The 11,880-nt window shown below is 72.2% G+C and carries 9 protein-coding genes; 3 read left to right on the top strand and 6 right to left on the bottom strand.

Features of this window, described 5'->3' with window-relative positions; all coding sequences use genetic code 11:
- Nucleotides 1-474: 474 nt before the first annotated feature.
- From IF47_RS0113490 to IF47_RS0113470, 5 genes are all read right to left on the bottom strand, one after another.
- Nucleotides 475-2,601 (bottom strand): SpoIIE family protein phosphatase, encoded by a 2,127-nt coding sequence (locus tag IF47_RS0113490; protein WP_031508982.1) that lies wholly within the window; start codon nucleotides 2,599-2,601, stop codon nucleotides 475-477.
- 257 nt (nucleotides 2,602-2,858) lie between these two features.
- A complete protein-coding gene (locus tag IF47_RS0113485; RefSeq protein WP_078591800.1) occupies nucleotides 2,859-3,656 on the bottom strand; it encodes a pectate lyase in 798 nt (265 codons plus the stop codon).
- A gap of 425 nt (nucleotides 3,657-4,081) precedes the next feature.
- Entirely contained in the window at nucleotides 4,082-5,269 is a 1,188-nt protein-coding gene (locus IF47_RS0113480) for a thiolase family protein (protein WP_031508980.1), read from the bottom strand.
- A complete protein-coding gene (locus IF47_RS0113475; RefSeq protein WP_031508979.1) occupies nucleotides 5,266-5,913 on the bottom strand; it encodes a CoA transferase subunit B in 648 nt (215 codons plus the stop codon). The genes IF47_RS0113480 and IF47_RS0113475 overlap by 4 nt, the downstream gene beginning before the upstream one ends.
- A complete protein-coding gene (locus IF47_RS0113470) occupies nucleotides 5,913-6,668 on the bottom strand; it encodes a CoA transferase subunit A (RefSeq protein WP_031508978.1) in 756 nt (251 codons plus the stop codon). Before IF47_RS0113470 ends, IF47_RS0113475 begins: the two co-directional genes overlap by 1 nt.
- Nucleotides 6,669-6,842: 174 nt before the next feature.
- Here IF47_RS0113470 and IF47_RS0113465 point away from each other — a divergent pair, with 174 nt between their 5' ends.
- From IF47_RS0113465 to IF47_RS0113455, 3 genes are all read left to right on the top strand, one after another.
- Nucleotides 6,843-8,504: an IclR family transcriptional regulator domain-containing protein gene (locus tag IF47_RS0113465; RefSeq protein WP_031508977.1), complete on the top strand. Its 1,662-nt coding sequence runs from the start codon at nucleotides 6,843-6,845 to the stop codon at nucleotides 8,502-8,504.
- 290 nt (nucleotides 8,505-8,794) lie between these two features.
- Entirely contained in the window at nucleotides 8,795-9,676 is an 882-nt protein-coding gene (locus tag IF47_RS0113460) for a lysozyme (protein WP_031508976.1), read from the top strand.
- A 109-nt stretch (nucleotides 9,677-9,785) separates the two neighbouring features.
- Nucleotides 9,786-10,442, top strand: a complete 657-nt coding sequence (locus tag IF47_RS0113455) for a peptidoglycan recognition protein family protein (RefSeq protein WP_031508975.1) — start codon at nucleotides 9,786-9,788, stop codon at nucleotides 10,440-10,442.
- A gap of 190 nt (nucleotides 10,443-10,632) precedes the next feature.
- On the opposite strand, the gene IF47_RS0113445 is transcribed toward IF47_RS0113455, so the two are convergent.
- A complete protein-coding gene (locus IF47_RS0113445; RefSeq protein ID WP_031508974.1) occupies nucleotides 10,633-11,784 on the bottom strand; it encodes a glycoside hydrolase family 12 protein in 1,152 nt (383 codons plus the stop codon).
- Nucleotides 11,785-11,880: the final 96 nt, after the last annotated feature.

Raw genomic sequence — 11,880 nt, 5'->3', positions numbered from 1 at the left:
GGAGCCCGACATCGGTCGCGGCACCCGGCGCGTCGACCAGGAAGCCTGCGGACACGTCCCGCGCACCGCGAACGGCGGGGAGTGGGCTCCAACCCCGGAGCAACGGCCTCATCGCCGGCGTCGGGGACGTTCACAAGAAAGGCAGGCTCTTTGAGCCCGCAAACCTTTCACACGCTAACAGTTTCTCTGACCAACTACTACCCTCGGTCGCCCGGTGCCCACAGGGTGCACTATCTTCCGTTTTGCTCCATTAATAGAAGATGACCATGAATCATTAGGCCGCTTCACCCCTTTTGCCGTGTCCGTACTGTCCGTTTGCAGCCACTTCTTTACAAGTCGCAATTGCGACGTCAAGCCTTCGGACGCGTAGTCGAGATCACCGGCGGCCCGCTCCGATCGCTCCGACGGAGCCCGGTTCGGTTCCCCGGCGAGGCTGCGCGCGGGAAGCGCGCGCGGAGGCGGACCGGGCGGGGCTCACTCGGGGTGGGACGTGGCCTGGAGCAACAGGACGGCGATGTCGTCGGTGCGTTGCCGCGCCGGACGGATGTCGTGGATGACGGCGTCCAGCAGACGTTCCGGATCCCTGTCGGCGGCGAGGTCGAGGTGGCGGGCGAGGTCGCAGGCGCCCTGCTCCATGTCGGTGTCCGGTGTCTCGACCAGGCCGTCGGTGTAGAGCACGAGGGTCGCCTCCGGAGGCAGGGCGGCGTCGACGACCGGGTAGGTGGCGTCGGGGTCGATGCCCAGGAGCAGTCCGGGCGGGACGTCGAGGAGCCGGGTGCGACCGTCGGGTCGGCGCAGGAGCGGGGGCGGGTGGCCCGCGCTGGAGATGCTCACACGGTGGCGGGCGAGGTCCAGGTGGGCGTAGAGGCAACTGGTGAACAGCCCCGGATCGAGGTCGGCCAGGAGCCGGTTGGTGCGGGAGAGGACCAGATCGGGGGGCACTCCGACGGTGGCGTGGGCGTGGATGGCGGTGCGGACCTGCCCCATGAGGGCCGCCGCGGCGACGGTGTGGCCCTGGACGTCGCCGATGACGGCGGCGGCTGTGGTGCTGGTGAGGCGGACGAGGTCGTAGAAGTCTCCGCCGATGTCCATGCCTCGGGTGGCGGGCAGGTAGCGGGCGGCGACCCGCAGCCCCGGGACGACGGGGAGGGTGTGGGGCAACAGGGCCTGTTGGAGGCCCTGGGCGAGTTGGTGTTTGGCGTCGTACAGCCGCGCCCGGTCCAGGGCGTGGGCGATGAGCCCGGCCAGGGAGGTCAGCACGGCGCGTTCCTGGGCGGTGAAGGTGTGGGGGCGGTCGTAGGACAGGACGCAGCAGCCCACGGGCTGCCCGGAGATCATCAACGGCAGGAACGCCCATGCCCGTTTGCCGGTCGCCTGCGGTACGCCGGGATAGTCGTGTTCCAACTCCTCGGGCGAGGAGAAGAAGGCGGGCGTGCCGCTCCTGAAGACCTGGGTGTCCGGGATGGCGGAGGTGTCCACCGGTGTGCCCTCGAGCCGTTCGAGCACCGCGCGGTCGTAGCCGCGGTGACCGATGACGCGCAGCCGGTTGGCGTCCGCGACGTACAGGACCAGCCCCTCTGCGCCGAAGGCGGGCATGATCTGGTCGGCCACCAGATCGGCCACGTCCCGGACCCCGACGGTCTCGGTCAGGGCGGCGGCCAGGTGCATCAACTGGTACAACTGTCCGGCCCGGGCCGGCGTGGGGGTGCCGGTCGTTTCGGGGGCGGGCGCCCGCGAGGGCCGGGGACCGACGCCGGCGGGGGTGATGCGCGCGCTGATGCCGCTGGCGTCCGGGTAGAGGCGGAAGTCGAGCCACCGGTCGGGGGGACGGCACACGGTGTAGGAGACGGGCTGGCGACTGACGACCGCGGCGCGGTAGCGGTCCTCGTAGACCGGGTCGTCCAGCCAGGGCAACGCCTGCCAGGGACGCGTGCCGAGCAGTTGGTCGGCGGAGCGTCCCAACAGGTCGACGGCGCCGTCGCTGACGAAGGTGACCCGGCCCTCCAGGTCCAGGGCGACACAGCCGCCGGGCAGGCGTTCGGCGAAGTCCACCGCGGCCGACGCCGACTGCGGCTTGGCGGAGGAGCCGGCCTCGACGACCAGTTCGCGCGGCCGGTCGGGCGGTGTGGCGGGCCGGCCCTCGTGGGCGGCGTCCTCCAGCAGGTGGGCCAGGTGTCGGCAGCGGGAGACGATGTGGTCCCGCTGCCTCGGGGTGATGTTCGGCGGATGGGTGCCGGGCCACAGCAACAGCAGCGCGCCCCAGGGGCGGGTGGTGGCGACCGGCGCGGCAGCCAGCGCGAAACGGTAGGGCACGGCCACGGCCGCGCGCGGGTAGTCGCGGGTCATGTCCTCCGGTCCGCCCACCCACACCAGACGGTCCTCGCGCACCGCGTCGGCCACCGGGATCGGCGCGCCCGGCGCGACCACCTTCCACGGCGCGACGAACTCGGCGGGCACCCCGGACAGGATCGCCAGACGCAGCATCCGATCGTCCGGGCCGAGCAGGTACAGCGCGCCCATGGACGCGCCCGTGCCGCGCACCGTCTCCAGGAACATCGCGTCCAGCGGTTCCGTCCCGCCCATCACGTCACCGTCGGTCATCGGACACCCCTCGCGGAGCCGGCCCGGACGTCTTCACCGCACGGGCGTCCTTACCGCACGGCGCCGGCGGGCCGCACCCGCCCGCCTGTCCGGGCGGCGATGTTCCGCACCGGGGACACCACATATCACCCATATAGGGACATTATTCCCATTTCACACCGTGGCGCGACGGGAGCCCGCTCCGCTCGGCGACCGACCGGGTTCGGAGAGCGAGGACGAGCGGGTCCGCGGACGCGGCGCGCCCGCGGACCCCTCTGTCACCTGTAGGTGATGTCGGAGGCGCCGTAGAGGCAGTTCACGCCGTCCGGACCGCTTCCGATCTTGCTCGGTTCGCCGCTGGTGACGCCCTTGTAGCGCTCACAGGGGACGATCCTGCGACTCGAGTCGTCGACGATCGTGACCCTCGTCAGGCGGGCGGTGTCCCCGTAGTTGGAGTTGATCCCGGCCAGCGACTTGCCGGGTGCGGTGACGGTGACGTTGTCGATCACCACATGGCGCTGGTGCTGCTTGCTGCAGTTGCCGCAGGACCGGTAGAGCTTCCCGAAGTCCTCGACCTGGAAGTTCCTGATCACCATGCGGCCGGGGCCGTTGTGCTGGAACACCTTGTCGGACGCCTTGCGGGCGCCGCCGCCGTCGATGGTCATCGTCTGGGACGCCGAGGTGCCCTTGAAGGTGGCGGCGTCCTCGCCGACGTCCTCCCACCAGACGTTCTGCAGCGTGCAGGTTCCCTTGCAGTGGATTCCGTCGGCGGCGGGAGCGCCCAGGATCACGTTCTTGAGCGTGGCTCCGTCGGCCAGCTCGAAGAGCGGGCTCTGGTTCTCGTCCTGGCCGCCGGACCCGAGGGCTCCGCTGCCGTAGTGGCGGACCATGCCGCCGTCCCTGGTGCCGCTCACCTTGATCGTGCTGCTCACGGCCTGCTGGCCGGTCGGCGAGGGCCAGGAGGCCGCCGTGGCGGAGGTCCCGGTCGCCACCGCGGCGGGGAGGGCCAAGGCCAAGGAGGAGAGAAGGACGGCGCCGGTCCTGGCCGCGCGCCGCCGGTTTCCGTTGAATACCACGATGCTCCTCTGCGCTGTTGTGGGGGATGCGCTTTCGCATGCGTGAAGTGCTGCAGCGCCCCGAACTTAGGGAGTAAGCGCTTTCATGTCAATGCTGTGAACGCTTCTTTTCCCCTCGGTGGCCAAGCGCCCCCGACGCGCCGAAACCCCCGTGCCCCTGGGGGCACGGGGGTTTCGGGAGCCGGCGCGGGCGTGGCGCCCGGCGATCCGGTGACGTGGTGCGCGCCGCCCGCGATCCGCCGGCCGCGCGCCTCGCGTTCCTCGGCCGTCTCGCGGTCGGTGTCACGGTCGGTGTCGTCCCGTGTCGGAGGGCGCGGGGCCGTGGCGTCCGTGCTCGTGACCCGGATCATCGGAGGCGTCGTGCGGTGGCCGGTGCCCGGCCCGGACGTGGGCCGGGGCCGGGCACCGGGGGGTGCGGGGACCGGTCACCGCTCCAGTACCAGCGCCAGTCCCTGTCCGACGCCGATGCACAAGGTGGCGATGCCGGTGCCGGACCCGGCGGCGGCGAGCTGGTGGGCGACCGCGCCGGCCAGCCGGGCGCCGGAGGCGCCCAGCGGGTGGCCGATGGCGATGGCCCCGCCGCGCGGGTTGACGACGGCCGGGTCCAGCTCGGGCCACTCGGCCAGGCAGCCCAACACCTGCGCCGCGAACGCCTCGTTCAGCTCCAGGGTGGTCAGGTCGGCGAAGGTCCGACCGGCCTTCTCCAGCGCCCTGCGCACCGCCTCCACCGGGCCGAGGCCGAAGTACTGCGGCTCGATGGCGGTGACCGCGCTCGCGCCGATGCGGGCCAGCGGCTCGCGCCCGGTGGCCTTCAACCCCTCCTCGTCGGTGAGCAGCAGGGCGGCGGCGCCGTCGTTGAGCGGCGAGGCGTTGCCCGCGGTCACCGTGCCGCCGCTCTCGCGGAAGGACGGCTTGAGCTTCGCCAGGGCCTCCGGGGAGGTGTTGTCGCGGATGCTCTCGTCCCGCGCCAGGTCCACGCCCTCGACCGCGACGACCTCGCCGTCGTACAGGCCGTCCCGCCACGCGCGGGCGGCCTTGGCGTGGCTGGAGAGCGCGTAGGCGTCCTGCTGTTCACGGGTGATGCCGTGCTTGTCGGCGACCAGTTCGGCGCCCTCGCCCAGCGACACCGTCCACTCCGGCGCCATCCTCGGGTTGACCATGCGCCAGCCCAGGGTGGTGGAGTACAGCTCGGTGTGGCCCGCGGGGAACGGGCGGTCGGACTTGGGCAGCACGTAGGGGGCGCGGGACATCGACTCCACCCCGCCGGCCAGGGCGATCGAGGCGTCGCCCAGCGCGATGGCCCGGGCGGCCTGGACCACGGCCTCCAGTCCGGAGGCGCACAGCCGGTTGACGGTGACGCCGGGGACGGTCACCGGGAGCCCGGCCAGCAGCGCGGCCATGCGGCCCACGTTGCGGTTCTCCTCGCCCGCGCCGTTGGCGTTGCCGAAGAAGACGTCGTCGATCCGGTCCGGTTCCAGGTTCGGGGTCCGGGCGAGGAGTTCCCGGATGGTGTGGGCCGCCAGGTCGTCGGGGCGGACGCGGGAGAGGGCGCCGCCGTACTTGCCGACGGGGGTGCGGACGGCGTCGACCACATAGACATCACGGATGCTCATGACGGAATCCTCTCGGGAACGCGGATCTCGGCGGCGGTCTTCTCCCGGATCTCCTCGGCGGTCACGCTGGGCGCGCACTCCACCAACTCCAGACCGTCGGCGGTCACGTCCAGGACGCCGAGGTCGGTGACGATCCGGTCCACGCAGCCCTGACCGGTCAGCGGCAGGGTGCACTCCTCCACGAGCTTGGGGCTGCCGTCCTTGGCGGTGTGGGTCATCACCACGAGCACGCGGCGGGCGCCGTGCACCAGGTCCATCGCCCCGCCGATCCCGGTGATCATCTTGCCGGGGATGGCCCAGTTGGCCAGGTCGCCGCGGGCGGAGACCTGCATCGCCCCCAGCACCGCCACGTCGATGTGCCCGCCGCGGATCATGCCGAACGACAGGGCCGAGTCGAAGTACGCGGCTCCGGGCAGGACGGTCACCGTCTCCTTGCCCGCGTTGATCAGGTCGGGGTCGACCTCGTCGTCCGTCGGGTAGGGGCCCACGCCGAGGATGCCGTTCTCCGACTCCAGGACCACCTCGACCCCGTCGGGGAGGTGGTTGGGGATCAGCGTGGGCAGGCCGATGCCGAGGTTGACGTACTGGCCGTCCTCCAGCTCGCGGGCGGCACGGGCGGCCATCTCCTCCTTGGTCCAGGACATCAGGCGCGCACCGTCCTCTTCTCGATCTTCTTGTCGCCGGCCTGTTCGGGGGTGAGGGCCACCACGCGCCGGACGAAGACGCCCGGCAGGTGCACCCCGTCCGGGTCCAGTTCGCCCGGCTCGACCAGTTCCTCCACCTCGGCGACGGTGATCCGGCCCGCCATGGCCGCCAAGGGGTTGAAGTTCCGGGCCGACTTGGCGAAGACGAGGTTGCCGTGCCGGTCCCCCTTCGCCGCGCGGACCAGGGCGAAGTCGGTGGTGATGCCGCGCTCCAGCACGTACTCGACGCCGTCGAACTCGCGGACCTCCTTCGGCGGTGAGGCCACCGCCACCCCGCCGGCGCCGTCGTACCGCCAGGGCAGGCCGCCGGCGGCGACCTGGGTGCCCACTCCGGCCGGGGTGTAGAAGGCCGGTATGCCGGCCCCGCCGGCCCGGAGCCGCTCCGCCAGGGTGCCCTGGGGGATCATCTCCACCTCGATCTCCCCGGCCAGGTACTGGCGGGCGAACTCCTTGTTCGCGCCGATGTAGGAGCCCGTCACCCTGCGGATGCGGTGGGCGGCCAGCAGGATCGCCAGCCCCGACTCCATCGCCCCGCAGTTGTTGGACACCACCGACAGGTCGGTGACGCCGGAGTCGTACACCGCCTGGATCAGCGTGTTCGGCACGCCGCAGAGCCCGAAGCCGCCCACCGCGAGCGACGCTCCGTCGCGGACGTCGGCCACGGCCTCCTCGGCCGACGCGACCACCTTGTCCATCCTCGCCTGTTTCCTCTCCGGGCGGCTCGGGGCTGCTCGACCACCACTGTTGTTCGCCCAGTGAACTTTAGTTCAAAATCACTCCGCGGTTGAGTCTGCCCCTCGGCCGCGGAGCCTGTCAACGTCCGGAGCGGGTACGGTTTCGACGCAACACCCGTCCCGCTGGAGTCCCGCATGACCTCTCCCCCGGCCGCCCGCCGCACCGAATCCGCGCCGCGGGAGGCCCTCGGCCCCCTGATCCGCGGCCTGACGGTGCTGCGCGCGCTGGCCGCGGCCGGCGGCAGGCGGCCCGTCAGCGAGGTGGCGCGGAGCGCCGGGCTCGCCCGCGCCACCGTGGACCGGGTCCTCAGCACCCTGGGGCACATCGGTCACCTGCGGTTGGAGGGACGGGACGCCGTCCTCGCCCCCCGCCTGATGGAGCTGGGCAACGCGTACCTGGCCTCCTCACGGCTGCCCGACGAGCTCGGACCGCTCGCCGACGCGCTGGCCGACGAGCTCGACGAGTCCGTCTCCATCGCCGTCCCCGACCTGGACGGGGTGCGCTTCGTCCACCAGGCCGCCCGACGTCGGGCGATGTCGCTCACCTTCCGCATCGGCGACCTGCTGCCCGCCGAGCGCGTCGCGGCGGGCGCGCTGTTCGCCGCCGACTGGACCGAGGAGGACTGGGAGCGGTGGCGGCTGCGCCGCGAGGCCGACCCGCTCGACACCGGCTTCCCCGTGGTGCCGCCGGGGTACGGCACCGCCCACGTCTCGTTCGCGGACCGCGCGGCCGACGCCCGACGGCGCGGCTGGACGGTGGACGACCAGATGATCGAGCCCGGCCTGGTCGCCGTCGCCGTCCCCGTGCGGAACCCCTCCGGACGGCAGGTGTGCGGGGTGGGCGTGGTCAGCCACACCAGCCGGCACAGCGCCGCCTCGCTGGCCGACGCCGTGCTCCCCCGGCTGCGGAAGACGGTGGCCGACATGGCGGACGCCCTCGCGGCCCCGCCGCCCGCGGCCCCTCCGGTCGGCGAGCCCCCCGCTCCCCGACTGCGGGCGTCCAAGCGGGAGATCGGCCCGGAGTTCGTCCAGTCGCTGGCCCGCGGCCTGTCGGTGCTGACCGCCCTCGGCCACGGGTACGACGGACTCCCCCTGTCCGCCGTCGCCGAGGCCACCGGACTCCCCCGCGCCACCGCCCGGCGCTCGCTGATCACCCTGGAGCACCTGGGGTACGTGGTGGGCGACGGGCGCCTGTTCCGCCTCACGCCCCGGGTCCTGGAGCTCGGTTTCGCCCCGCTGTCCGGACTGACGCTCCCTCAGATGGCTCTGCCGCACCTGGAGGCGCTGGTGGGGCGGGTGCACGAGTCGGCCTCGATGTGCGTGTTGAGCGGCGACGAGATCCAGTACGTCGCGCGCGTCCCGACCGTGCGCATCATGAGCGTCAACATCACCGTCGGCACCCGCTTCCCGGCCCATGCGACCTCCATGGGGCGCGTCCTGCTGGCCGGGCTGCCCGAGGCGGAGCGGTCCGAGCGCCTGGCCCGCCTGGAGCCGACACCCCTGACCCGACACACCGTCACCTCGCGGGAGCGACTGGCCGAGATCCTGGCGGAGGTGGACCGGCAGGGGTACTCCCAGGTGGAGGACGAACTGGAGGAGGGGCTGCGGTCGATCGCCGCCCCGGTGCGCGACGCCGACGGACGGGTGATCGCCGCCGTCAACGTCTCCACCCACAGCGGGCGCGCCCCGGCCGAGCGCTCCCGCGCGGAACTGCTGCCGCCGCTGTTGGAGGCCGCCGCGGCGCTGGAGGCGGACCTGCGGGTCGCCGGACGCTACGTCAGGATCGCCACGGCGTAGGACGCCGGCCCCTTCCGGCCCACCTTCCGTCATCCGTTGTCCGGTCGGCGCGTACCGGAATCCGGATTCCGCTTTTCACGGCGTGAAAGTCACCGCCATCGCACTCCCATCACCACAGGCCACCCGCCCCCTCAGTGGACCAGACCACGGGGAGGGCGTGGAAAGCCTTTACACGCGACGACCCACGTGCGTCACTAATGACGCGCGCACGTCAAACCGCACCGCTCTGCCCCCGGTGGCACCACCCGACACTTCCCCCCTCGTCCCCCGACATGTGTCAGGAGGCAGTCATGTCCCCGTTCCGCTTCCTCTCCTCCGTGTTCCGCAGACGGGCGGTCACCGTCGCCGGTGCGCTCGGCGCGGCGCTCGCCCTGACGGCGACCGCGGCGGGCACCGCCACCGCCGCTCCCCCGCCCGCCGAGGACCGCGTCAAGCCGGGCGGCGCGTACATGGGTCTGGGCACGCGCATCCACGAGGGCGCCCCGACCGACGAGCCGTCGATGGGTCCGCTGGCCCCGACCGACGGCGTGCAGGGCATCGACGTCTCGCACTGGCAGGGCGCCATCAACTGGACCTCGGTGCGCAACGCGGGCATCCAGTTCGCCTGGATCAAGGCGACCGAGGGCACCTCCTACAAGGACCCGCGGTTCAACACCAACTACCCGGCCGCGTACCACGCCGGCGTGATCCGCGGCGCGTACCACTTCGCGCTCCCCAACGTCTCCGGCGGCGCCACCCAGGCGACCTACTTCGCCACCAACGGCGGCGGCTGGTCGCGCGACAACCTGACCCTCCCCGGCGTCCTGGACATCGAGCACAACCCGTACGGGGCGATGTGCTACGGCCTGTCCACCACCCAGATGCGCACCTGGATCACCGACTTCTACAACGCCTACAAGGCGCGCACCGGCCGCGACGTGGTGATCTACACGACCGCGAGTTGGTGGAACACCTGCACCGGCAACTGGACCGGCATGTACGACAAGAGCCCGCTGTGGGTGGCGCACTGGACCTCCAACGCGACCCCGACCCTCCCGAGCGGCTTCCCCACCTGGACGGTCTGGCAGTACACCAGCACCGGCTCGGTCAGCGGCGTCTCCGGCAACGTGGACCGCAACAAGTTCAACGGCTCCCGCGACCGGCTCCTGGCCCTCGCCAACAACACGCCGTAAGTCCGCGCGAACGCTCTTCGAACCCTCCACGGCGCAAGATCGCAGGTGGAGCCGGCTCGTCGCCGGCTCCACCCTCCCCCACCATCAGCGCACCTTTCGAGGAGTGACAGTGAACGGTGAGAAATCACTCCGGCGCCGCCTCCTGCTCGCCGGTACGGCCGGTCTGGTCGCCGCCGGCGCCCTGCAGGGCACCGCCAGAGCCGGGACCGCGGACGTCGTCGAACCGGACATCGACAGCACCCGGACCTGGGGCGCCCGGCCGCCCCAGGGAGGCATCAGCGTCCTCCGGTACCGGCCGAGCTCGATCATCGTGCACCACACGGCGAGCGCGAACTCGTCCGACTTCTCCCGCGCCCAGGCGCACTCCCACGCCCGCTGGGTCCAGAACCTCCACATGGACAAGAACGGGTGGGTCGACACCGGCTACCACTTCCTCGTCAGCCGGGGCGGCTGGATCACCGAGGGGCGGCACGACAGCCTGCGGACCCTCTACGGCGGAAGCGAGTTCGTGCTCGGCGCCCACACCGCCGGACGGAACGACCAGGCCATCGGGATCGCGAGCGAGGGCTCGTACCACGCGGGCGCCCTGCCGCCGCAGGCCCAGTGGGACGTCCTGGTGGTCCTGTGCGCGTTCGTGTGCGAGCGGTACGGCATCCCGGCGAGCCGGATTCACGGCCACAAGGACTACAGCGCGACCCTCTGTCCGGGCGTGTACCACGACATGCTGCCCCAACTGCGCGGCGAGGTGGCCGCCCGGCTGGGGTGACGGCCCGCACGGCCGGGGCGCGGAGGGTGGGGGCCGCGGCCCGCCGTCCCGTTCCCCGCCGCCCGTCCCTCCCCTCCCCGGGCGTCGGGGCGCGGTGGGGCCCGGACCGTCCCGTCGTTCCGGTCCGGGCCCCGCCTTCCTCCGGCCTCTCCCGTCGGCCGGTCGCCCGCCGTGCGCGAGGTGCGCGAGGTCACCTCACCGTGCAGGCGGTCCCGTTGAGCGTGAACCGGGTCGGCTCGCCGAACGTGCCTCCCGAGTGGGTCCCCTGGAAACCGAAGGACCGGCTCGCGCCGGGCGCGATGGTGCGGTTGTGGTCCGTGGGACGGGCCGTCACCGTGCCGCCGGCGGTGGAGACCGACGCGTTCCAGGCGCTGGTGATCGACTGCCCGCTGGGCAGGGGGAAGCTCAGCTCCCAACCGTCGATCGCGGTGGACCCGGTGTTGGTGACGGTGGTCTCGGCGGTGAAGCCGCCCGGCCAGGAGTTGGCGGTGTACGCCACCTCGCAGCTACCGGGCTGCCCTCCCGGGGGCGGTTCCTCGCCGCCGCCCCCGCCGCTCCCGCCGCCGGAGTTGACGGAGGAGGAGAAGGAGTCGACGGCGAGGCCGACCCCGCCCTGCCAGGGCTCGAACCCGGCCTGGACGCTGGTCAGGTACCACGAGCGCTGGGCCATGCCGCGGGCGACCGTCTCGTCGACGAAGTCCATCACGTCGAAGCTCAGTGTGCGGAGCGCCGACGGTGCGACGAAGGAGATGACGTCGTTGGAGCCGTTGCTCCCGGTCCACACCTCCCAGCTTCGGCCGCCGACGGTGGCCGTGCCGACCCGGGAGCCGATGGGCTGGATCGGGCCCACGCGGTTCAGCCAGATCATGATCTCGGTCCGGTTGACCCCGTCCCTCTTGGGCGTCGGGTCCAGCCAGATGTCGTAGGAGGCGTTGTAGACCGCGTTGTCGACGTAGGTGTACGAGATGCTGCTGGGCGCGCTGCCGATCGAGTCGATCCGCATCGGCAGGTTGGTGCCCGGGGAGCAGTTGGTGTAGTGGCAGCCGTTGTAGATCGACGGATACGACTTGGGCGCCCCGTTGGTGGGGACGGACCCGTCGGCCTGGACGATCCGGAAGCCGGTGCCGGTCACGTCGATGCACTGGGTGGCGCTGGTGCCCCAGCGGTTGTTCTGCGCCACGTACCGGCCCTGGACGGTGGTGGTCCCGTACTGGGCGCAGATCCGTTCGTCGGCGTGGGCCGCCGGCGCCGTGCCGATCAGGGCCGTCAACGACCCCGCGGCCAGCACCAGGGCCGCCACCGAGGCGCGTGTTCGAGCGAGGAGACGTGTGGTGAGTCTCATGGTGTCCCTTCCGCGGGTGTGGGGGGCGGGGAGCCCTCTGGGAGCGCTCCCAAACACTGCGCGGCGGACTCTATGGGCATCCCGCGTCCATGACAA

The organism is Streptomyces megasporus, assembly GCF_000718985.1.
GTDB classification, from domain to species: domain Bacteria; phylum Actinomycetota; class Actinomycetes; order Streptomycetales; family Streptomycetaceae; genus Streptomyces; species Streptomyces megasporus.
Note: the sequence above shows the minus strand (reverse complement) of the source record. Positions and strands in the feature narration are given on the sequence as shown.